The organism is Micromonospora krabiensis (genome assembly GCF_900091425.1).
Taxonomy (GTDB): Bacteria; Actinomycetota; Actinomycetes; order Mycobacteriales; family Micromonosporaceae; genus Micromonospora; species Micromonospora krabiensis.
Genome location: NZ_LT598496.1, coordinates 2,983,049 through 3,005,041, shown reverse-complemented (window position 1 = coordinate 3,005,041; position 21,993 = coordinate 2,983,049). Strand labels below are relative to the sequence as shown.

20 protein-coding genes are annotated in these 21,993 nt (G+C 74.0%); 13 read left to right on the top strand and 7 right to left on the bottom strand.

Annotated features, from left to right (window positions below):
- Nucleotides 1-48: 48 nt before the first annotated feature.
- Both GA0070620_RS13380 and GA0070620_RS13375 read right to left on the bottom strand, forming a co-directional pair.
- Nucleotides 49-282, bottom strand: coding sequence for a DUF7455 domain-containing protein (locus tag GA0070620_RS13380; RefSeq protein WP_073835435.1), 234 nt, complete (start codon nt 280-282; stop codon nt 49-51).
- A gap of 242 nt (nt 283-524) precedes the next feature.
- Nucleotides 525-2,138, bottom strand: a complete 1,614-nt coding sequence (locus GA0070620_RS13375) for an RNA polymerase sigma factor (protein ID WP_091590685.1) — start codon at nt 2,136-2,138, stop codon at nt 525-527.
- A gap of 287 nt (nt 2,139-2,425) precedes the next feature.
- Here GA0070620_RS13375 and GA0070620_RS13370 point away from each other — a divergent pair, with 287 nt between their 5' ends.
- The gene (locus GA0070620_RS13370; protein WP_091590683.1) at nt 2,426-3,244 is read left to right on the top strand and encodes an inositol monophosphatase family protein; all 819 of its coding nucleotides are present in this window, start codon (nt 2,426-2,428) and stop codon (nt 3,242-3,244) included.
- A 97-nt stretch (nt 3,245-3,341) separates the two neighbouring features.
- On the opposite strand, the gene GA0070620_RS13365 is transcribed toward GA0070620_RS13370, so the two are convergent.
- Nucleotides 3,342-3,854, bottom strand: coding sequence for a LytR C-terminal domain-containing protein (locus tag GA0070620_RS13365; protein ID WP_172836581.1), 513 nt, complete (start codon nt 3,852-3,854; stop codon nt 3,342-3,344).
- Between the two features lie 433 nt (nt 3,855-4,287).
- Here GA0070620_RS13365 and GA0070620_RS13360 point away from each other — a divergent pair, with 433 nt between their 5' ends.
- Both GA0070620_RS13360 and GA0070620_RS13355 read left to right on the top strand, forming a co-directional pair.
- The gene (locus GA0070620_RS13360) at nt 4,288-4,584 is read left to right on the top strand and encodes a DUF4193 domain-containing protein (protein WP_007075406.1); all 297 of its coding nucleotides are present in this window, start codon (nt 4,288-4,290) and stop codon (nt 4,582-4,584) included.
- A gap of 136 nt (nt 4,585-4,720) precedes the next feature.
- A complete protein-coding gene (locus GA0070620_RS13355; RefSeq protein ID WP_091590679.1) occupies nt 4,721-5,521 on the top strand; it encodes a hypothetical protein in 801 nt (266 codons plus the stop codon).
- Nucleotides 5,522-5,596: 75 nt separating this feature from the next.
- Here GA0070620_RS13355 and GA0070620_RS13350 read toward each other — a convergent pair whose 3' ends face one another.
- Nucleotides 5,597-6,091, bottom strand: a complete 495-nt coding sequence (locus tag GA0070620_RS13350; RefSeq protein ID WP_091598695.1) for a DUF3093 domain-containing protein — start codon at nt 6,089-6,091, stop codon at nt 5,597-5,599.
- 87 nt (nt 6,092-6,178) lie between these two features.
- On the opposite strand from GA0070620_RS13350, the gene dut reads away from it, so the two are divergent.
- The 4 genes from dut (at nt 6,179) to GA0070620_RS13330 (ending at nt 8,610) form a co-directional block, all read left to right on the top strand.
- Nucleotides 6,179-6,691: a dUTP diphosphatase gene (gene dut, locus GA0070620_RS13345; protein WP_172836427.1), complete on the top strand. Its 513-nt coding sequence runs from the start codon at nt 6,179-6,181 to the stop codon at nt 6,689-6,691.
- Between the two features lie 25 nt (nt 6,692-6,716).
- Nucleotides 6,717-7,385, top strand: coding sequence for a DUF3710 domain-containing protein (locus GA0070620_RS13340; protein ID WP_091590674.1), 669 nt, complete (start codon nt 6,717-6,719; stop codon nt 7,383-7,385).
- Nucleotides 7,386-7,510: 125 nt separating this feature from the next.
- Nucleotides 7,511-7,891 carry an OB-fold nucleic acid binding domain-containing protein gene (locus GA0070620_RS13335; RefSeq protein WP_091590671.1) on the top strand — a complete coding sequence of 127 codons (381 nt, stop codon included), beginning with the start codon at nt 7,511-7,513 and terminating at the stop codon, nt 7,889-7,891.
- 35 nt (nt 7,892-7,926) lie between these two features.
- Nucleotides 7,927-8,610, top strand: coding sequence for a DUF3159 domain-containing protein (locus GA0070620_RS13330; protein WP_091590668.1), 684 nt, complete (start codon nt 7,927-7,929; stop codon nt 8,608-8,610).
- Between the two features lie 30 nt (nt 8,611-8,640).
- Here the strand turns inward: GA0070620_RS13330 and GA0070620_RS13325 are convergent, their stop codons facing one another.
- Both GA0070620_RS13325 and GA0070620_RS13320 read right to left on the bottom strand, forming a co-directional pair.
- The gene (locus GA0070620_RS13325; RefSeq protein WP_091590665.1) at nt 8,641-9,330 is read right to left on the bottom strand and encodes a potassium channel family protein; all 690 of its coding nucleotides are present in this window, start codon (nt 9,328-9,330) and stop codon (nt 8,641-8,643) included.
- A gap of 3 nt (nt 9,331-9,333) precedes the next feature.
- A complete protein-coding gene (locus GA0070620_RS13320) occupies nt 9,334-9,999 on the bottom strand; it encodes a potassium channel family protein (RefSeq protein ID WP_091590662.1) in 666 nt (221 codons plus the stop codon).
- A 155-nt stretch (nt 10,000-10,154) separates the two neighbouring features.
- On the opposite strand from GA0070620_RS13320, the gene GA0070620_RS13315 reads away from it, so the two are divergent.
- The 4 genes from GA0070620_RS13315 to dxs all read left to right on the top strand — a co-directional run bounded on the left by GA0070620_RS13315 (nt 10,155) and on the right by dxs (nt 16,748).
- Nucleotides 10,155-12,218: an APC family permease gene (locus GA0070620_RS13315; RefSeq protein WP_091598692.1), complete on the top strand. Its 2,064-nt coding sequence runs from the start codon at nt 10,155-10,157 to the stop codon at nt 12,216-12,218.
- Entirely contained in the window at nt 12,211-13,476 is a 1,266-nt protein-coding gene (locus tag GA0070620_RS13310; RefSeq protein WP_091590659.1) for a class I SAM-dependent RNA methyltransferase, read from the top strand. Before GA0070620_RS13315 ends, GA0070620_RS13310 begins: the two co-directional genes overlap by 8 nt.
- A 47-nt stretch (nt 13,477-13,523) precedes the next feature.
- Nucleotides 13,524-14,699: an anhydro-N-acetylmuramic acid kinase gene (locus GA0070620_RS13305; protein WP_091590656.1), complete on the top strand. Its 1,176-nt coding sequence runs from the start codon at nt 13,524-13,526 to the stop codon at nt 14,697-14,699.
- Nucleotides 14,700-14,792: 93 nt separating this feature from the next.
- Nucleotides 14,793-16,748 carry a 1-deoxy-D-xylulose-5-phosphate synthase gene (gene dxs / locus GA0070620_RS13300; protein ID WP_091590654.1) on the top strand — a complete coding sequence of 652 codons (1,956 nt, stop codon included), beginning with the start codon at nt 14,793-14,795 and terminating at the stop codon, nt 16,746-16,748.
- 121 nt (nt 16,749-16,869) lie between these two features.
- On the opposite strand, the gene GA0070620_RS13295 is transcribed toward dxs, so the two are convergent.
- Complete coding sequence (locus tag GA0070620_RS13295) at nt 16,870-18,063, bottom strand: hypothetical protein (protein ID WP_091590651.1); 1,194 nt, start codon at nt 18,061-18,063, stop codon at nt 16,870-16,872.
- A 293-nt stretch (nt 18,064-18,356) separates the two neighbouring features.
- Here GA0070620_RS13295 and GA0070620_RS13290 point away from each other — a divergent pair, with 293 nt between their 5' ends.
- Together GA0070620_RS13290 and GA0070620_RS13285 are read left to right on the top strand one after the other, a co-directional pair.
- The gene (locus GA0070620_RS13290; protein ID WP_231922425.1) at nt 18,357-20,180 is read left to right on the top strand and encodes a glycosyltransferase family protein; all 1,824 of its coding nucleotides are present in this window, start codon (nt 18,357-18,359) and stop codon (nt 20,178-20,180) included.
- Complete coding sequence (locus GA0070620_RS13285; protein WP_231922365.1) at nt 20,180-21,988, top strand: hypothetical protein; 1,809 nt, start codon at nt 20,180-20,182, stop codon at nt 21,986-21,988. Before GA0070620_RS13290 ends, GA0070620_RS13285 begins: the two co-directional genes overlap by 1 nt.
- The last annotated feature ends 5 nt before the right edge of the window (nt 21,989-21,993 follow it).

Sequence of the window (21,993 nt, the reverse complement as noted above, 5' to 3'; positions counted from 1 at the left end):
CCGGAGGCACCTCAGTGCCTCCGGCCGGCTTATGTCGGGTTACTGGATTCAGTTCGCCATCAGATCGGCGCCACGCCAGCTGAACTCGGGGTCCGTCGCGTACCGCACGGTGATCTTCACGAGATCCTCCGCGTACTTGTTCGCGTGGTGCCCACAGAACACCAACTCGCTCCCACCCGCCAGAGTGATCCGGAGCTTGCCGGCAGCATTGCAGCGGTCGCACCGTTCATCGGCGGCCGGGGGGCTCACCGTCTCGGGCGGCGGCGTGAGGGTCGGGGTCATCGCCTTCCTCCTCTGGTCGTCACCGATGAACACTCTCTTCGGTTGCTCACCTATCGTGCAACATCCTTGTAGCGCCTGGCCTTCCCTGTGTGCCCGCGGGGGACCGAGGTCACACATGGCAGGGACAGTGTGCCGTGCTCCCAGGGTGCCACGTCAACGATCACAATCGTGCAACCAGCCGATCACCATCCGGCGTTACACGCCAGGTGACCAAAGCGACACGCCGGGTTGACGTTACGGGGTCAGTCCAGGTAGTCCCGGAGGACCTGCGACCGCGACGGGTGGCGCAACTTGGACATGGTCTTCGACTCGATCTGCCGGATGCGTTCCCGGGTCACCCCGTAGACCTGGCCGATCTCGTCCAGCGTGCGCGGCTGGCCGTCCGTCAGGCCGAAACGCAGGCGTACCACACCCGCCTCACGCTCGGAGAGCGTCTGCAGCACCTGCTGGAGCTGGTCCTGCAGCAGGGAGAACGAGACCGCGTCGACCGCGACGACGGCCTCCGAGTCCTCGATGAAGTCGCCGAGTTGGCTGTCACCCTCGTCGCCGATGGTCTGGTCGAGCGAGATGGGCTCCCGGGCGTACTGCTGGATCTCCAGCACCTTCTCCGGTGTGATGTCCATCTCCTTGGCCAGCTCCTCCGGGGTGGGCTCGCGGCCCAGGTCCTGGAGCAGCTCGCGCTGGATCCGGCCGAGCTTGTTGATCACCTCGACCATGTGCACCGGGATGCGGATGGTGCGGGCCTGGTCGGCCATGGCGCGGGTGATGGCCTGGCGGATCCACCAGGTGGCGTAGGTGGAGAACTTGTAGCCCTTGGTGTAGTCGAACTTCTCGACGGCCCGGATGAGGCCGAGGTTGCCCTCCTGGATCAGGTCGAGGAACGCCATCCCGCGGCCGGTGTAGCGCTTGGCCAGCGAGACGACCAGTCGGAGGTTCGCCTCGAGCAGGTGGTTCTTGGCCCGCTCACCGTCGCGCGAGATCCACATCAGGTCGCGCTGCATCTCGCGGGTGAGCTTCTCCTCGCCCTCCTCGGCGGCGCGCAGCCGCTCGGCGGCGTAGAGCCCGGCCTCGATCCGCTTGGCCAGCTCCACCTCCTGCTCCGCGTTGAGCAGCGGAACCTTGCCGATCTGCTTGAGGTAGGCCCGGACCGAGTCGGCGGACGCGGTCAGCTCGGCGTCGCGCCGAGCCTGCTTGAGCGCCTCGGACTCCTCGTCGTCCCACTCGAAGTCGTTGTCGGTGGCGGAGGCCGCCGCGTCGGTCTCGGCGGCCTGGGTCAGCTCGGCCGGCTCCTCGACCACCACGTCCTCGATCTCGGCGGCGAGCTCCTCCGGGTCGATGTCCCCGTCGGCCTCCTCGCCCTTGCCCTTGGTCGCCACCCCGGCCTTGGCCGGCTTGCCGGCCGCCGCGACGGTCGCCTTGGTGGCCCGGGTCGACTTCGTTGCCTTGGCCGGCGCCGCCGCCTTGGCCACCTCGGCGGTGGTGCCGGCGGCCTTGCGCGCGGTGGTGGCCTTCCGCGGGGCCGGCGCCGGCGCCTCGTCGGAGGCGGGCGCCTGCTTCGGGGCCGGCGGGGCGGCCTTCTTGGTGGTCTTGGCGGTGGTGGCCCGTGACGCCGGGGTGGCGGAGCGGGCGGCGGCGACGCGGCGGCGGGTGCTGGCCGAGCCGTCAACGACCACGGTCACGCCCGCCTCGGAGAGCGCCCGGAGGATCTTCTTGGCCTGGGCCGGAGTCACCTCGGCGGACTCGACGGTGCGCGCGAGCTGGGCCGACGTGAGCTGACCGCCGGCGCTCTGCGCGTGGGCGATCAGGGTGTCGGTGAGCGAGCGAACGTCGGCGCCGGTCTGGCGGGGTTCTGTCACGAATGACCTTCCGGAGGCGAAGTGCGAGCACGGCCGGCTCGTCCGGCGCAGCAGGGGTTACCGTGCCGGGCGATGTGTTTGAGGAACCCCCGTGTCCCGGTCGGCCGGTCGTCGGTCGTCCGTGGCGCGTGGGCAGGGGTGAATTGTAACGCCGTCTGCGGCGATCGACCCGCGCCGCACGGCGTACAGGGTGCGGGGACCGCCAATTCGGCGCAGATGTGGACTTTGTAAGGATGATACCCGCGCGCGGTCCGCAACGGCCCGGTCGCGTGGGAAGGGGACGAACGATGGACCGTACGGCGCCCGCGCCGCGGGATCTGCTGGAGATCGCGGTCACCGTCGCCCGGGACGCCGCCGCGACCGCGTACCGGATGCGGGCCGAAGGGGTTTCGGTGGCCGCCACCAAGAGCACCGTGACGGACGTGGTGACCGCCGCCGACCGGGCCGTCGAGCGGCAGGTCCTCGACGCGTTGCGCCAGCTCCGGCCGGACGACGCGGTGCTCGGGGAGGAGTACGGCGCCGGCGACACCCCGGCCGTCGCGGGCGGCGTGCGGTGGATCGTCGACCCGATCGACGGCACCGTCAACTACCTCTACGGGCTGCCGTACTGCGCGGTCTCGCTCGCCGCGGAGGTGGACGGCGAGGTCGTCGCGGGGGTCGTCCGCAACGTGGCCACCGGCGAGGAGTGGACCGCGACCGCCGGCGGTGGCGCCTGGCGCGACGGTGCGCGGCTCCGCTGCTCCACCGAGACCGACCTCGGCCAGGCGTTGGTCGCCACCGGGTTCGGCTACGACCCCGGGCGCCGGGCGCACCAGGCCCGGGTGGTCGCGCACCTGATCCCGCACGTGCGCGACATCCGCCGGCTCGGCGCCGCCGCACTCGACCTGTGTCTTGCCGCCGAGGGGCGGGTGGACGCCTACTACGAGAAGGGGCTCGCCGCCTGGGACCAGGCGGCCGGGGCGCTCGTCGCCGCCGAGGCCGGCCTGCGGGTGGCCGGGCTGCGCGGCCTGCCGGCCGGACCGGACCTGGTGGTCGCGGCGCCGCCGGCGCTCTTCGGGCCGCTGCACGACCGGCTCGTCGACCTCGACGCCTCCGGCGGCCCGTGACCCTTCGGGCCCGACCCGTCGGCCCCTTCGGCCGCACCTCGCTCCGCCCGGCCCGACCGGCCGTCCGCCGGTCGGGCCGTCGCGTCCGGCCGTACGGCTACTTCTTCACCGGCATCGGGCAGGTGCCGGGCGGGGCCTCGGCGGCGCCCAGGTCACCGAGGGACTGGTTCACCTCGGTGGTGGTGGCGAGCTGCTGGAAGCCGTTGCCCAGCACCACGTCGACGCTGTCGTCCTGGCGCTCGGGCTGGTACTTGGTCTCGGCGTTGTCGAGGAAGTAGGCCCGCAGCAGGTGGGCGGAGCCCACGCCCTTCGGGCCGTACCGCAGCACCGCGATGTCGTCGATCGGCTTCTCGTTCGTGATCTTCTTGATCTGGAACTGCCGGTTGCGGAACTCGTCGGCGACCTGACGGGCGAGGCCGGGCTGGTCGGTGCCGTTCAAGACATTGATCTTGACGTCTTTCCGGTCGCGCAGGGCGATGTCGGCGAGCGGCCAACCGTCGGGGCAGCCCTTGGCGGTGCCGGCGTTGCTCTGGCTGTCGCGCACCACCGCGACCACCACGAAGACCAGGGCGGTGACCGCCAGCAGGCCGACGACAACGAGTGCCCGCACTCGCGCAAAACTCATCTGGGCGCTCCCCGGACTTCAGTGGGTGGCGGCGGCCGCCGGCGGACGCGCCGCCCCGGGGCCGCCGGGTACGCCGCTGAGGTTAACGGTTGTCCGGCCGTCGCGTGGAAACAGCCGGACATGGCGGCGCGCCGCCCGGGAACCAGGTACTACTACCCCTATCTTCGTGTCGCCTGAGTCACATTGGGAACAACTTCCCGTGCGGGGGCGTACATCTCTGCCACGAGGGCGGTATACATGCCTCGCCCAAAGGGGGGGTAAGGTACCGCGCTCGCTGGGGGGTTTCCTGGCGGCCCCGGTCCGGAGGCATCTCTGGGTCGGGTGACCGACACAACGCGTGGCCGGCCAGCGGAACCGAAACAGCGTCGTCCGGCGTTACAACCGGAAGCGACAACATCGATATGGGAGAGTGAAACCGATGGCCACCGACTACGACGCCCCGCGTCGCGACGAGGTCGACCTCGGCGAGGACAGCCTGGAAGAGCTCAAGGCCCGGCGCGTCGACTCACAGTCGGGCGCCGTGGACGTCGACGAGGCCGAGGTGGCCGAGAGCTTCGAGCTGCCCGGAGCCGACCTGGCCGACGAGGAGCTCACGGTCAAGGTGCTGCCGATGCAGCAGGACGAGTTCCGCTGTGCTCGCTGCTTCCTGGTGCACCACCGCAGCCAGCTGGCGGTCGAACGCAACGGCGAGCTGATCTGCCGCGAGTGCGTCTGACCAACCTCTGTCCACACCAGCGGCGGCCTCCGACCGAGGCCGCCGCTGTCGACGTCACCATGCGCCGCCGGCCGGGAACTGCTTGACTCGTAACGGATAGGCGCGAGGGCGCCGGCAACCGGGAGGTCGGGACGAGATGAGCGAGCGAGGCGACGCGCCCGAGCGCGACCCGGCCGAGCTGGGCGCCACGGTGGCGGCGCTGACCGAGGACGACATCGAGCCGGCCCGGCGTCGGCAGCTGCTGACCCGGCTCGTCGGGCAGGCGCGGGCCCGTGGTCTCGGCGACCTGTTCAAGCCGCGCGCCGCCGTCCGCTGGATGGTCGACACGGTCGCGGAGGTCGCTCCGCACGTGCCGATCCGCGATCTGGCGACCCTGCGCCGGCACTTCGAGGGCCTCGACGACGAGGCGCTGGCCGACCGACTGGTGCGCAACGCGGCCCGGGCGACCGCCGGGGTCGGCGCGGCCGGCGGCGGCGTGGCCGCCGTGGAGTGGACGGTCACGCCGACACTGCTCTCCGCGCCGATCCTGCTGGCCGCCGAGACCGTCGCCGTCGTCGCGATCGAGCTCAAGCTGGTCGGCGAGCTGCACGAGATCTACGGCGTCCCGCTGCCCACCGGCGGCAGCCAGCGGGCGGTCGCCCTGGTGCACGCCTGGGCCACCCAGCGGGGCGTCAACCCGATGATGCCGGGCGCCGGCGTGGGCGCCGTGCTCGGCACCGCGGCCCGGCGGGAGCTGCGGGACACCCTGATGCGGCGCCTCGGCCGCAACCTCACCACGCTCGGCCCGTTCCTCACCGGGGCGGCCGTCGCCGGTTACCTCAACCGGCGAGCCACCCGGTCCCTCGGCGACCAGGTCCGTGACGACCTGCGCCGCAAGCGTCGGGCGCTGCCCGACCCGCCGGCCCGCAGCCTGCCCCCCGCGCCCGGCCAACCCTGATCCCCGGGCCCGCCCGCCCGCACTTCCCGGCCGGCGGTCGTGGGCTTCGGCCCGGCAACCCTGATCCGCGGCCCGTCAGCTCGCGTCGCGGGCGGCGAGGAGCGCCGCCGCGAGCTCGACCGGCCGGCGGGTGCTGACCACCCAGAACGGCGTCGGATCGGCCGGGTCGTCCAGCACCACCTGCACGGCGCCGCCGATCCAGGGGCGCTGCACCACGAACGCCAGCGGGTCGGCGCCGACGCCGAGCACCTCCCGGCGGCCGGCGGCGTCCAGCGGCACCACGTCGGCGACGTAGCGCACCGGCAGGCGGGCGTCGTCGACCCGCAGTTCGCCGTCGCGTACGGCGACCCGGATGCGGCCCAGCCACCACAGGCCGGCGACGGTGACCGGCGGGAGGACCGCGAACGGCAGCCAGGAGCGCAGCCCGGGCGCGCCCATCCAGATCTCGGCGGCCAGCAGGCCGGCGACCGCCAGCCCGGCCAGCCAGAGCCACCAGGACAGGCCGAGCCGCTCGGAGTAGGCGGCGGGGGCCGCCACGGGCGGCGCCGGGGACGGCGAGGACGGCGACAGGCTCACAGTCCGAGGGTACGGCGGACGCGGGCCGGGGTACCCGGCAGGATGGCAGGGTCACCCCATGACCGACGGAAGAGGGGAACCGTGACCGACGTCGTACCCGTGCCCGTACGCCAGCTCGACCCCGAGCTGCCGCTGCCGGCGTACGCCCATCCCGGCGACGCCGGCGCCGACCTGGTGGCCGCCGCGGACGTCGAGCTGCCGCCCGGTGGGCGCGCCCTGGTCCCGACCGGCGTCGCGATCGCGCTCCCGGAGGGGTACGTGGGCCTGGTCCACCCCCGTTCGGGGCTCGCGGCCAGGCTCGGTGTGACGGTGCTCAACGCGCCCGGTACGGTCGACGCCGGCTACCGGGGGGAGATCATGGTGAACCTGATCAACCACGATCGGGCCACGCCCGCGAAGATCTCCCGTGGCGACCGGATCGCCCAGCTCGTTGTGCAGCGGGTGGCGCGGGCGGACTTCCAGCCGGTGGCCGAGCTGCCCACGTCCCGTCGGGGAACGGGCGGCCACGGCTCCACCGGCGGGCACGCCGGGCTGGTGCCACCGCCCGCGGGCCCGCCCCGGGCGGACCGGCGCGGCGAACAGGTGACAGGGTGAGCGCGAACAGCGGAGGGTGGACGCAGTGATCTTCTCCCGGAAGCGGGCCGGTGACGGGCGGGACGAGCAGGTCGTCCTGGACGAGAACGAGCTGGACGCGGTGACCCCGCCGACCCTCGACCGTGGCCCGTACGACATCTCCGAGGCCCCGGCCGGGGTGGCCCGCCTGGACCTCGGCAGCCTGCACATCCCGGCGGTGCCCGAGGTCGAGGTGCGGGTGCAGGCCGACCAGCAGGGCGTGATCCAGCAGGTGGTGCTGGTGCACGGCTCGAACGCGCTACAGCTCGGCGTCTTCGCCGCGCCCCGCTCGGAGGGGATCTGGGACGAGGTGCGCGAGGAGATCCGGCAGTCGCTGCTCGGTGACGGCGCCGTCGTCGAGGAGGTGGAGGGGGAGTACGGCATCGAGCTGCGCGCCCGGATCCGCACCGAGGACGGGCCGACCGACCTGCGTTTCGTGGGCGTCAACGGCCCGCGCTGGATGGTTCGCGGCGTCTTCCAGGGCGACGCGGCCGTCGACCCGGCCGCCGCCGGCCCGCTGGCCGAGTGCCTGTACGGCCTGGTGGTCGACCGGGGTCAGGAGGCCAAGCCGGTCCGTGAGCCGTTGCCGCTGCGCCTGCCCCGCGAGGCCGCCGAGCAGGAGGACGCGGCGACGCCGGACGGCGATCGACCGGCGGCTCAGTCCCGCCAGGTCTGACCGCCGGTCACCGATCCACCGGGGCCGGCCCGATCGGCGTACGCTGGCGGGACGGTCCCGGCGACGTCGGGGCCGCGACGGAGCCGGCGCGGGCCGGCGGGCGTGGAGAGGGTGACGCGGGGGTCATGACGACCGAGGAGAGCCGGGTGTCGCTGCGGGGCATCCTGCGACGGCTCACCGCGAGCGAAGCCGAGATCGACGCACAGGAGCTGCAACGCGAGAGCGCCGAGTGCGGCGGCACGCCCGCCCGGCAGTGCTCCCGTGGCCAGGTGGTCTCGGTGGCGGGGCGGCTGCGCACGGTGGTCTACACGCCCCGCACCAACCTGCCCACGCTGGAGGCGGACCTCTACGACGGCAGCGACGTGGTGACGCTGGTGTGGCTGGGTCGGCGGCACATCGCCGGCATCGAGCCGGGCCGCCACCTCACCGCCCGGGGCCGGGTCGCCATCCGCGACGACCGCAAGGTGATCTACAACCCGTACTACGAGCTGGACGTCCCGAAGTGAGCGACGGGGTGGGCACGGCTGACGGACGTGGGCGGATGACGACCGGACAGCAGCAGGCCGCCGGGCCGCGGACCGGGCCGGAGGACGAGGAGCGGCTGCCGACCATCGCCGAGCAGATGGCCGACCAGCTCGGCGGCTGGCGGGGGCTCGTGGAGTCGAGCATCCCGGTGGTCGTCTTCGTGGTCGCCAACATCATCGGCGAGCTGCGGCCCGCGGTGATCGCCTCGGTGGCGGTGGCGCTGCTCATCGCCGGTCTGCGGCTGGCCCAGCGCCGCCCGGTCCGGCACGCGGTCAACGGGCTGTTCGGCGTCGCCGTCGGCGCGGCCATCGCCTGGCGCACCGGCGACGAACGCGACTTCTACCTGCCCGGCATCCTCTACGGCATCGGCTACGGCCTGGTGCTGCTGCTCTCGGCCGCCGTCCGGCAACCGCTGGTGGGTTGGATCTGGTCGGTCCTGGTCGCCAAGGGGCGCTCCGAGTGGCGGCACGACCCCCGCCTGGTGCGCACGTTCACCTCGCTGACCGTGCTCTGGGGCGTGGTCTGGCTGGCCAAGGTCGGCGTGCAGGCCGGGCTCTACCTCGCCCACCAGGACACGGCGCTCGGGGTGGCCCGGCTGGTGCTGGGCTACCCGCCGTACGCGCTGCTGCTGCTGATCACCGTCTGGACGGTGCGCCGCGTCACCCGGGAGTCGAATCCGGAGCCGCTGCCGGGCAGTTGACCGACCGGGCCCGGGTGGGCCGCGGTCGGGTCAGCTCGTCTCGCGGGTGCGTTCCACGCTGTCCGGGCCGAGGATCACGGCGCGGACCGCGTCCTCCACCTCGGCCGTGCACACGAAGATCAGTTCGTCGCCGGCCTCGATCGGGTCGTCCGGGCTGGGCACCAGCACCCGCTTGCCGCGCAGGATCGCCACCAGGGCGGCGTCGCGGGGCAGCGGCACGGCGTGGATCGGCTGGCCGACGTAGGGCGCGTTCGGCGGGAGGGTGATCTCCACGAGGTTCGCCTCGCCCTGCCGGAAGGTCATCAGGCGGACCAGGTCGCCGACGGTGACCGCCTCCTCGACCAGCGCGGCCATCACGCGCGGCTTGCTCACCGCGACGTCGACCCCCCACTGCTCGGTGAAGAGCCACTCGTTCTCCGCCCGGTTGACGCGGGCGACGACGCGGGGCACCGCGAACTCGGTCTTGGCCAGCAGCGACACCACGAGGTTGACCTTGTCGTCGCCGGTGGCGGCGACCACGACGTCGCAGCCGGCGAGGTTGGCCTCCTCCAGGCTGGTCAGCTCGCACGCGTCGGCGAGCACCCAGTCGGCGGCGGGCACCCGGTCGGGCCGCAGCATCTTCGGCTGGCGCTCGATGAGCATCACCTGGTGGCCGTTGTCGATCAGCTCCTGGGCGATCGAGCGGCCCACGTTGCCGGCGCCGGCGATGGCGATCCGCATGGCTCAGTGCCCCCCTTCCGGCGGCGTGGCCGCCACCGACGTGACCGTGCCCGCGATGTCGTCGGTGACCAGCATGAACACCTGGTCACCCTCCTGGAGGAGGGTCGACGCGGTGGGCAGCGTGCCGATGCCGAAGCGGATCAGGTACGCCACCCGCGTCCCGACGGCCTCCTCCAGCGCCCGGGTGGACCGGCCGACCCAGTCCTTGTGCACCGGCACCTCGACGATCGACACGGTGCTCGTCGGGTCGCGGAAGATCTCGACGTTCCCCTCGGGCACCAGGTGCCGCAGCATCCGGTCGGCGGTCCACCGGACGGTGGCCACGGTGGGGATGCCGAGCCGCTCGTAGACCTGCGCCCGACGCTGGTCGTAGATGCGGGCGGCCACCCGGGACACGCCGAACGTCTCCCGCGCCAGCCGGGCCGAGATGATGTTGGAGTTGTCGCCGCTGGACACGGCGGCGAACGCGTCGGCCCGCTCGATGCCGGCCTGCCGCAGCACGTCGCCGTCGAAGCCGGCGCCGGTGACGGTGATCCCGGCGAAGTCCGGGCCGAGGCGGCGGAAGGCGTCGGCGTCGTGGTCGATCACGGCGACCGAGTGCCCGCGGGACTCCAGGCTGTGGGCGAGGGTCGACCCGACCCGACCACAACCCATGATCACGACATGCACGCTTCCTCCCACGGTGCGTACCCGTCCGTGCCGGACCCGTCGAGTGCGAGCCTGCCACGTCCCGGCCGGGAACGGGGACCGACGGTACCGCCGGGTCGGGGGCGGCGATCGCCCACCCCCGCACCTCGCGCGCGGTGGTCGTACTCTTGGCGATCGTGGCCAGTCCCACCTCGCTGCTGAAGCGGCTGCTCCTCGGTCGACCGTTCCGGTCCGACCGGCTGCAGCACACCCTCCTGCCGAAGCGCATCGCGCTGCCCGTGTTCGCGTCCGACGCGCTGTCCAGCGTCGCGTACGCGCCCGACGAGATCCTGCTGACGCTCTCCATCGCCGGGGCGTCGGCATACTTCTACTCGCCGTGGATCGCGCTGGCGGTGGTGGTGGTCATGCTGACGGTGGTGGCCAGCTACCGGCAGAACGTCCACGCCTACCCCTCCGGCGGTGGGGACTACGAGGTGGCCACGGTCAACCTCGGCCCGAAGTTCGGTGTCGGGGTGGCCAGCGCGCTGCTGGTCGACTACGTCCTGACGGTGGCCGTGTCCGTCTCGTCCGGGGTGGCGAACCTCGGCTCGGTGGTGCCGTTCGTGGCCACCCACAAGGTCATGATCGCGGTCATCGCGGTGGTGCTGCTGACCGCGGTGAACCTGCGCGGCCTGCGCGAGTCGGGCACCGCGTTCGCCGTCCCGACGTACGGCTTCGTGATCGTGATCGGTGGGATGCTGCTCACCGGCCTCATCCGGGTCTTCGTGCTCGGCGACGACCTCCGCGCCCCCAGCGCCGACCTGGTCATCCAGGCCGAGCACAGCGTGACCGGGTTCGCCCTGGTCTTCCTGCTGCTGCGGACGTTCAGCTCGGGCGCCGCCGCGCTCACCGGCGTCGAGGCGATCTCCAACGGCGTACCGGCGTTCAAGGCGCCGAAGAGCCGCAACGCGGCCACCACCCTGCTGCTGCTCGGCGGGATCGCGGTGAGCCTGCTGGTCGGGATGATCTGGCTGGCGCGGCTGACCCACCTCCAGTTCGTCGAGGACCCGGCGCTCCAGATCGTGTCCGGCCCAGACGGTTACGTGCAGAAGACCGTCACCACCCAGCTCGGCGAGGCGGTGTTCGGCTCCGGGTCGATCCTGCTGTACGTGGTGGCCGGGATGACCGCGCTGATCCTGTTCCTGGCCGCGAACACCGCGTTCAACGGGTTCCCGGTGCTCGGCTCGATCCTCGCCCAGGACCGCTACCTGCCCCGGCAGCTGCACACTCGGGGCGACCGGTTGGCCTTCTCCAACGGCATCGTCTTCCTGGCCGTCTTCGCGATCGTGCTGATCGTCGGGTTCCAGGCCGAGGTGACCCGGCTGATCCAGCTCTACATCGTCGGGGTCTTCGTCTCCTTCACCCTCTCCCAGGCCGGCATGATCCGGCACTGGAACCGACACCTGAAGCACGAGCGGGACCCGGAGGCGCGCCGCCGGATGGTCCGCTCCCGGGCGATCAACACGTTCGGCATGGGCCTGACCGGCACCGTCCTGGTGATCGTGCTGGTCACCAAGTTCCTGCTCGGCGCCTGGATCGCGATCGCCGCGATGGCGGTGATCTACGTGCTGATGCTGGCCATCCGCCGGCACTACGACCGGGTCGCGCGGGAGCTGACCCCGCCGGACGAGGGGCGGCCCATGCTGCCCGCCCGCAACCACGCCATCGTGCTGGTCAGCAAGCTGCACCAGCCGACCCTGCGGGCCATCGCGTACGCCCGCGCCACCCGGCCCGACACGCTCACGGCGGTGACCGTGAACGTGGACGAGAAGGACACCCGGGACCTCCAGGACGAGTGGGAGCGGCGTGAGCTGCCGGTGCCGCTGACCGTGGTCGACTCGCCGTACCGGGAGATCACCCGACCGATCCTGGACTTCGTGGCGAACACCCGCCGGGAGTCGCCGCGCGACGTGGTCACCGTCTTCATCCCGGAGTACGTCGTCGGCCGCTGGTGGGAGAACCTGCTGCACAACCAGAGCGCGCTGCGACTCAAGACCCGGCTGCTGTTCGAGCCCGGTGTGATGGTGACCAGCGTGCCGTGGCAGCTCGCCTCGACCGCCAGCAAGGACCTGGACCGGCTGGACGCCACGCTGTCCCGCGGCCCGGCCCGTGGCCCCCGGGTGGCGCCGCGCAGCACGCTGCCGCCGAGCGTCCCGCCGGTGGTCTCGGCGCCGCCGGGGGAGGGCGGCGGCCGTGACTGAGCCGACGACGGGGCGGCCTCCCGCCGGTGACGGGGGCGGCGGCCTGGCCGAGGCGGAGCGCGTCGAGCTGACCGTAGACGCGATCGCGCCGGGTGGTCACTGCGTGGCCCGGGTGGACGGGCAGGTGGTCTTCGTCCGGCACGCGCTGCCCGGCGAGCGGGTGGTCGCCGAGGTCACCGAGGTGCACAAGGGTTTCGTCCGCGCCGACGCCGTACGCGTGCTGACCGCCTCCCCGGACCGCGTCGAGCCGCCCTGCCCGTACGCGAGGCCGGGCCGCTGCGGCGGCTGCGACCTGCAACACGTGGCGCCGGCCGCGCAGCTCGCCTGGAAGACCGCGGTGGTCCGCGAGCAGTTGACCCGGCTCGGTGGGCTCACCGACGCCGAACTGGACGGGCTCGGTGTCCGGGTCGAGGCGCTGCCGGGTGGGCCGCTGGGCTGGCGGTCGCGGGTCCGGTACGCGGTGGACGGCGCCGACCGGGCGGGGCTGCTCAAGCACCGCTCGCACGAGGTGGTGCCGATCGACCGGTGCCTGATCGCGCACCCGGCGATCCAGGAGCTGCCGGTGCTGACGCCCAGCGGTACCCGCTGGCCGGACGCCGAGGCGGTGGAGACGGTCGCCTCCACCGGCGGCGACGTGGCCGTCGCGGCGGTGGCCGACGGCGTGACCAGGCCGGTGCGCGGGCCGGAGACGGTGCGCGAGGTGGCCGTGGACCGGGACTGGCACCTGCCCGCGAGCGCCTTCTGGCAGGTCCACCCCGCGGCGGCGGACACCCTGGTCGGGGCGGTGCTGGACCTGGTCGACCCGCGGCCGGGGGAGTCGGCGTGGGACCTCTACGGCGGGGCGGGCCTGTTCGCCGCCGCACTGGCCGGCCGGGTCGGCGACGCCGGCCGGGTCACGCTGGTCGAGGCGGCCCCCCAGGGCGTCGCGGCGGCCCGGGAGAACCTGCGTGACCTGCCCCGGGTCGAGGTCGTCGAGGCCCGGGTGGAGACCGCGCTGACCCGCCGGCGGATCACCGGCCCGGTCGACGTGGTGGTGCTCGACCCGCCGCGGACCGGCGCCGGCAGCCGCGTGGTGCGTGAGCTGGCCGCCGTCGGGCCGCGGGCGATCGGGTACGTGGCCTGCGATCCGGCCGCCTTCGCCCGGGACGTCCGTACCTTCGCCGGCCTGGGCTGGCGGCTCGCCGCGCTGCGCGGCTTCGACCTGTTCCCGATGACCCAGCACGTGGAGCTGGTCGGCCTGCTGCTGCCCGCCCAGTGACCGCGCTCGGGCGCGACGCGGGCCGCGCAGCGCCGTAGCCTGGCGCGGTGAAGATCGTCGGGTTGATGTCGGGCACGTCGTACGACGGGGTGGACGTGGCGGCGGCCGAGTTCACCGTCGAGGGGGACACGCTCTGGCTGCGCCCGTTGGGTCACCGAGGGCTGGACTACGACGACGAGCTGCGGGAACGCATCGGCGAGCTGCTGCCGCCGGCGGCCACCACGATCGAGGCGGTCTGTCGGCTCGACAACCGGCTGGGCGAGGTGTTCGCCGAGGCGGCGGCGGTCGGTCTGGAGCTGGCCGGCGGCACGGCCGACCTGGTGGTCTCGCCGGGGCAGACGGTCTTCCACTGGGTGGCGGAGGGCGCGGCCCGGGGCACCCTCCAGCTCGGCGCGGTGGCCCGGGTGGCCGCGCGGGTCGGCGTACCCGTGCTCAGCGACCTGCGGTCGGCGGACATCGCCGCGGGTGGGCAGGGCGCGCCCCTGGTGCCGGCCTTCGACGCGCTGCTGCTGGCGCCGGACGCCGGGGGCGCGCCGGCCGAGCCCCGGGCGGCACTGAATCTCGGCGGCATCGCCAACCTCACCGTGGTCGCGCCGGGCACGCCCGTCCTCGGGTACGACATCGGGCCCGCCAACGCGCTGCTGGACGCGGCCGCCCGGCGGTTCCTGGACCGGCCCTGCGACCTCGACGGCGTCCGGGCGGCGGCCGGCCGGGTGCACCCGGGCCTGCTGGCGGCGCTGCTCGCCGAGCCGTACTACGCCGCGCCACCGCCGAAGTCGACCGGCAAGGAGCTGTTCCACGGCGGCTACCTGGACGAGCGGCTGGCCGCGCTCGGCGAGTCCGTGCCGGTGGACGACCTGCTGGCGACGCTCACCGAGCTGACCGCGCGGGTGGTGGCCGCCGAGTGCGACCGGCACGGGGTGGTCGAGGTGCTGGCCGCCGGCGGCGGGCTGCGCAACCGGACGTTGCGCGGCCGGATCGCGGCGCTCGGGGCCGGTCGCTGGCGGCTGCGCGGCACCGACGAGCTGGGTGTGCCGGCCCAGGCCAAGGAGGCGTACGCGTTCGCGCTGCTCGGGTGGCTCTCCTGGCACGGCCTGCCCGGCGCGATCCCCTCGGTGACCGGGGCGGCTCGGGCGGCCGTGCTCGGTTCCTGGACGCCCTCGGGGCCGCCGGCGGGGGCCACGCCCGCACGACCGCCACGCCGGTTGCGAATCCGCACCTGAACGCCTGCTCAGGCCCGGACGGACCCCGCCCGAGAGACGAAGGGTCCTCGGGTCGGGCTGCGGAGTGTCGGCCGGCCGATAGACTCTGCGGTCATGAGCGTTGAAGAGGACACGGCCAACCACGGTCGCCTGCTCGCCACGGTGCGCGGTCCGCAGGACGTCAAGCGGATGTCTGCCGAGCAGTTGGACATTCTCGCCGCCGAGATCCGTGACTTCCTGATCGCGAAGGTGTCCCGCACCGGGGGGCACATCGGGCCCAACCTGGGCGTGGTCGAGCTGACACTCGCCCTGCACCGGGTCTTCGACTCGCCCCGGGACCGTCTCCTGTTCGACACCGGTCACCAGGGGTACGTGCACAAGATCGTCACCGGTCGGCAGGCCGGTTTCGACCGGCTGCGCCAGCGTGGCGGGCTCTCCGGCTACCCCAACCAGGCCGAGAGCGAGCACGACCTCATCGAGAACTCGCACGCCTCCACCGCCCTGTCGTACGCCGACGGCCTGGCCAAGGCGTACGCGCTGCGCGGCGAGTCGCGCGCCGTGGTCGCCGTCGTGGGTGACGGGGCGCTCACCGGGGGCATGTGCTGGGAGGCGCTGAACAACATCGCGACCGCCGGCAACCCGCTCGTCATCGTGGTCAACGACAACGGCCGGTCCTACTCGCCGACCATCGGCGGCCTCGCCGACCACCTCTCGTCGCTGCGGCTCAACCCGGGCTACGAGAAGGTCCTCGACACGGTCAAGGAGGCGCTCGGCTCGACGCCGCTCGTCGGCCGACCCATGTACGAGGTGCTGCACGCGGTCAAGAAGGGCATCAAGGACGCGGTCGCCCCGCAGGCGATGTTCGAGGACCTCGGCATCAAGTACGTCGGCCCGGTCGACGGGCACGACATCGCCGCGGTCGAGTCCGCGCTGCGGGCCGCGAAGCAGTTCGGCGGCCCGGTGATCGTCCACGCGGTCACCCGCAAGGGCTACGGCTACCGCCCGGCCGAGGAGGACGAGGCGGACTGCCTGCACGGCCCGGGTGGCGCGTTCGACGTCGAGACCGGCCAGCTGGTCGCCGCGCCGTCCGTGAAGTGGACGCACGTCTTCGCCGACGAGCTGGTCGCGGTCGCCGACGAGCGGCCCGACGTGGTGGGCATCACCGCCGCGATGGCCGAGCCGACGGGCATCGCCAAGCTGGCCCGCAAGTACCCGGAGCGGGTGTACGACGTCGGCATCGCCGAGCAGCACGCCGCCACCTCCGCGGCGGGGCTCGCGCTGGGTGGCCTGCACCCGGTCGTGGCGGTCTACGCGACCTTCCTCAACCGGGCCTTCGACCAGGTGCTCCTCGACGTGGCGATGCACAAGCTCCCGGTGACCTTCGTGCTCGACCGCGCCGGCATCACCGGCCCGGACGGGCCGAGCCACTACGGCATCTGGGACATGTCGGTGTTCGGTGTGGTGCCGGGCCTGCGGATCGCCGCGCCCCGCGACGCCGCCACCCTGCGCGAGGAGCTGCGCGAGGCGGTCGGCGTCGACGACGGGCCCACCGTGGTCCGCTTCCCGACCGGATCCGTCGCCGCCGACCTGCCGGCCCTGCGCCGGGTCGGCCCGGTCGACGTGCTGGCCGAGGCGGCGCGTACGGACGTGCTGCTGGTCGCCGTGGGCGCGTTCGGGCACCTCGGCATGGAGGTCGCCGCCCGGGTCGCCGAGCAGGGCTACGGGGTCACCGTGGTCGACCCGCGCTGGGTCCGCCCGGTCCCGGCCGAGCTGGTCGAGCTGGCCGCCCGGCACCGGCTCGTGGTGACCGTGGAGGACGGCGTCCGCGTCGGCGGTGTCGGCGACGCCCTCGCGCAGGCGATGCGTGACGCCGACGTCCGCGTGCCGCTGCGGGACCTGGGCGTGCCGGCCGACTGGCACCCCCACGGCACCCGGGCGCAGATCCTCGCCGACCTGGGGCTCACCGCCCAGGACGTGGCCCGGGACGTCACCGGCTGGATCTCCGGGCTGGACGGCGGGTCGGTCGAGCCGGTCCGGCTCACCGCCGACGACACGGCCGCGAAGAACTGAACGAGGACGACGGCGGGCGGCCCCGGGCAACCGGGACCGCCCGCCGCGTCGTTCCGCGCCGCTGATCAGCGGCGGCCGCGCGGCGCGCCGAGAATCAGCGGCCGCCGGGGCGCGCGGACGGTCAGCGGCCGCCGACCGACCGGTAGTGCGTCTTGTCCGTCACGGCCACGCTGAACGTGCGGGGCCGCTCCGGCTCCGGCACGACCGCCAGCCCCGGCCGCTCCACCAGCACCGGGGTGTCCGGCGGCACCGACAGGGAACTGTCCCGGCTGGCCCGCCAGCTGAGCACGACCAGCGGCTGGCCGGGCACCGGCAGCCGGTACGCCTGCAGCGGGTTGGCCCGGTCGGCCGGGGAGAACACCGGGGCACCGCCGCCGGCCGGCCGGTAGACCACGGCGGTCATCGTCCCGCTCGGGCTCTCCCAGGTGAGCTGCTCCAACTCGGCCGGCTCGCCGCCGCCGAGGGCCACCTCACCGAGCGACCGGGCGGCCACCTTGGCCAGCGGCCACGAGTCCGGCACCGACTCCGGTGCGTCCCGGTCGCCGACCCGCCGCGCGATGCTGCCGAACGGGCCGCGCTCGCCGGACAACACACAGGTGTCCAACCCGGACAGGGCCCGCCGGCCGGAGCCGGTCTCGTCCCGGACCAGCGGATAGCGCGGGTCGCTGGTGTCCGTGCCCAGGTCGAGCAGGCGGTCCGCGGCCCGGCCCCGGGGCAGCGACTCGGTGGCCCGCAGGGTCGCCGTCACCGGCACCGCCCGGCACGGCGGCACGTCGACCGGTGCGGTGAGGCCGTCGCGGACGCTCAGCGCGCGCCCGTCCGGCCCCAGTAGACGCTCGACCCGGGCGGAGGTCAGGTAGCGCCGCCCGGCAGTGGTCTGGACGGGCAGCACGTCGGAGTAGACGAGGTAACCGGGCGAGGTGTAGTCGCTGGCCCGCGCGACCCGGTAACGGCCGTCCTCGCCGGTCAGCTGCAACAGCCACGAGGCGCCCTCGCCGGGCACGTCCGCGGCGACCAGGGCGAGCGGTGAGCCGTCGACCTCGCCGGCGAAGAGGATGCCGGACGAGGGCAGGTGGACGCGGTCGTCCACGGGGGACCGCCAGGCGCGTACGGCCTCGCTGACGGCCGCGGTGACCGCGGCGTCGGCGGCCAGGTCGCCCCGAGGCGGCCACACCGCGAGCGGACCGTCCAGGCTGTCGTAGCCGGCCCGCAGGTCGGTCGAGGTCCGGTCGGCGACCGGGCCGCACCCGGTCACGGCGAGCAGCACGGTGAGCAGCGCGGTGGCCGTCCTGCCGCCCGTGCGGACTGGAGCCACCTGTACGCCCCCGATCGCTCGGCCTTGGTCGGAAGCGTCATGGTACGAGATGTCCGACCAGAGTGGTCTGGCGGCTCTGCCCCCTGGCGCCCGGACACGACTGCGGGCTCTTGTCACCTTTCGGGTAGACTCCGCCGACTGTGACGCCTGCCGAGCCCCGCGCCGAGTCCGTTCCGGAGATCGACGCCGCCGGGGGCGTCCGGTCCCATCCGCTGCCCGCCGGTGCCGTGGCGACCCTCCCTCCGGTCCTCGATCCGCCGTCGGAGCCGGCCGTCGAGGAGTCCCGGCCGGAGGTGAACGGCGCCCCGCCGGTCGGCCTCGACGAGGCGCCCCCGACCGTCGACGTCGCCGCCGCGCCCACGCCGGTCCGCCGCTTCCGGTGGACCCGCCGCCGCCGGGACCTGGCGGTGTACGCGCTCTTCCTGCTCGCCGCGCTCTGGGTGACCAGCCGGATCTGGCTGGACCCGGCCGGCCGGGTGGCCGCGCTGTACAGCAGCGACCCGGCTCAGGTGCAGTTCTTCCTCGCGCACTCGGTGCGGGTGGTGCTGCACGGCGACTTCCCGTTCTACACCGACCAGTTCAACTACCCGGACGGCGTCAACCTGATGGCGAACACCGCCATCCTCGCGCTCGGCATTCCGATGGTGCCGGTGACGCTGCTCTTCGGGCCGGCGGTCACCTTCGTCGTGCTGGTGACCCTGGGCCTCGCCGGCACCGCCGCCGCCTGGTACCACGTGCTGTCCCGGCACCTGGTCCGGGCGCCGCTGGCCGCGGCGGTCGGCGGCTGGTTCTGCGGGTTCGCGCCGGCCATGCTGTCGCACGCCAGCTGGCACCCGAACATCATCAGCCAGTTCCTGCTGCCGTTCATCGTGTGGCGGGTGCTCGTGCTCACCCGATCCCGGCGCCCGGTGCGGGACGGGCTGCTGCTGGCCGTGCTGGTGACCGTCCAGGCGTTCGTCAACGAGGAGATCCTGCTGTTCACCGCGCTGGCCTGCGGGGTCTTCCTGCTCGCCGTGGTGGTCCAGGAGCCCGCCCGGCTGGCGTCCGCGTGGCGGCCGCTGGCCATCGGGTTGTCGTCCTGCGCGGTGCTGGCCGGGGCGCTGCTGGCGTACCCGCTCTACGTCCAGTTCGCCGGGCCGATGGCGTACCACGGGCTCAGCGACGCGGTGCCCGACTACGGCAACGACATCGCCGCCTTCTTCGCCCAGGGTTCCCCGACGCTCGGCGGCAACCAGCGGGCCAACGTCAACCTCGCGCCGAACTACTCGGAGGAGAACGCCTTCTTCGGGTGGAGCCTGGCGCTGCTCGCCATCGGGGTCGTCGGGTGGCTGCGGCGGGAGCCGGTGGTCCGGGCGCTCGCGGCGACCGGCGTCCTGTTCGCCGTGCTCTCGCTGGGCGAGCGGATCTCCTGGTGGGACCGGGAGCTGTTCCCCGGCCCGTGGGAGCTGCTCGTGAAGCTCCCGCTGCTCGACGCGGTGGTACCCACCCGGTTCGGCATGATCACCAGTGTCGTGGTCGCCCTGCTGCTGGCCCTCGCCGTCGACCGCGCCTGGGCGCTGCGGCACGCCGAGCGGCGTACGGTCCGCACCCTCACCGTCGCCGGACTCGTCCTCGCGCTGCTGCCGATCGCGCCGATGCCCCTGCCGGTGGTCTCCCGGCCGCCGGTGCCGGACTTCATCACCGCCGACCGGTGGCGGGCGTACGTGGGGCCGGACCAGACGCTGGTGCCGATCCCGGTGCCGAGCATGGGCAACACCAACGGCATGCGGTGGGCGGCCGCCACCAACCTCGACTTCAAGATCCCGGGCGGCTACTTCCTCGCCCCGCGCAACGCCACCACGGGTGACCCGGGGCGGTTCGGCGGCCGGCCGAGCGGGGTGGGTCAGCTGCTGGAGGAGGTGGCGACGACCGGGCGTACGCCGCAGCTGGACGACCGGGAGCGCCGGCGGTCGCTGGACGAACTGCGGCACTGGCGCGCGGCGATCCTGGTGCTGCCGCTGCGCCAGCCCAACGCCGAGCCGTTGCGGCGTACCGTCGAGCAGTTGGTCGGCCCCGGCCGTCAGGAGCTGGACGTCTGGGTCTGGGACGTGCGGGCGTTGACCGACCGCACAGCCTGATGGCCACCCGGACCGCGGTCGCGCCCGAGGTCGCCGCCGCGCCGCCGCACCGCGCCCGTCCGGTGTGGACCGCCGACGCCCTGGTGGTCGCCGGTTACCTCGGCCTGGCCGTGCTGCTGACCAGCGGGCAGTGGCGACGCCCCGACCGGCTGTTCCACCAGGCGGGCGACCAGGTCCTCTTCGAGTGGATGCTGGCCCGCGCGGCCCGGGCCGTGTTCGCGCTGGAGAACCCGCTCTACAGCACCGCCCTCAACGCCCCCGACGGGGTCAACCTGATGGCGAACACGTCGGTGCTCGGGCTGGGGGTGCCGCTGGCCCCCGTCACCCTGCTGTTCGGGCCGCAGGTCACCTTCGTCGTGGTGGTCGTGTGCTGCCTGGCCGGCACGGCCGCCGCCTGGTACGCGCTGCTGCGCCGCCGGCTCGTCCGCTCCCGGGTCGCCGCCGCGGTCGGCGGGCTGTTCTGCGGCTTCGCCCCGGGCATGGTGGCGCAGGCCGGGGCGCATCCGCACATCGCCGCGCAGTTCCTGGTGCCGGTGATCCTCGCGCTGCTGTTCCGGCCCGGCCGTGGCCGCGTACGCCGTGACGGGGTGCTGCTCGGCCTGGTGGTCACCTGGCAGGTCTTCCTCGGCGAGGAGGTACTGGTCTTCCTGGCCCTCGCCGCCGGGGTGTTCGTGGTCGGGTACGCGCTCGCCGACCGGGTCGCCGCCCGCCGTGCGGCGCCGGTCGTGGCGGCCCGGATCGGGATCGGCGCGGCGGTGGCCGGCGCGCTGCTGGCGTACCCGCTGTGGTTCCAGTTCCTCGGGCCGCAGCACTACCGGGGGATGGCCTTCGCCGCGTACAGCTTCCAGCTCGACGCGGCGTCGTTCACCGCCGCCGCCCGGCAGACCGTGATCGGCGACGACCACGTGCCGGGGCTGCTCGCGCCGAACCCCACGGAGGAGAACTCGTTCTTCGGTCCCGGCCTGCTGGTGCTCGCCGTGGTGATCGTCGTCTGGCTCCGGCGGTCGGCGCTGGTCCGGGCCCTGGCCGGCTGCGGCGTGGTCTTCGCGCTGCTCTCGCTCGGCCCGCACATCCGGGTCAACGGCGAGGCGACCGGGCTGCCCGGCCCGTTCCGCCTGGTGGCCGACCTGCCGCTGCTCGACCTGGCGGTGCCGGCGCGCTTCGCGCTGGTCTGCGTGCCGGTGCTCGGGGTCCTGCTCGCGCTCGGGACGGACCGCGTGCGCGGGCCCGCTGCGGCGTCCTGGCCCGACCGCCGCCCCGCCGCCGCGCGACAGCACGCCCCGGTGCGGCTGCTCTGGACGGGCGCGCTGGCCGCCGTGCTGCTGCCCCTCACGCCGACCCCGATCCGCACGGTGCCGGCCGCGCCGGTCCCGTCGTTCCTGGCCGACGGCGGCTGGCGGGCGTACGTGCCGGCCGGCCGGACGGTGGTCCCGGTCCCGCCGGTCACCGGCGCGGCGGTCAGCCCGGCGATGCTGTGGTCGGCCCGGACCGGCCTGGCCTTCCGCTCGCCCGGTGGCTTCTTCATCGGCCCGAGCGGCCCGGACGACCCGAGCGCCCGGTGGGGCTCCCCGGACCGGCCCACGTCGGTGCTGCTGCGTCGGGTGGCCGAGACGGGCGTGGCGCCGGTGGTCACCGACGCGGACCGCCGGCAGGCCGTGGACGACCTGCGGCACTGGCGGGCGGCCGTGGTGGTGCAGAGCGGACTGCGCCACGGCGACCCGGTGCGGGATACGCTCGACCAGCTGCTCGGGCCGGGCCGGCAGATCGGTGACGCCTGGGTGTGGGACGTCCGCGCCCTCGCCGGCTGACCGCT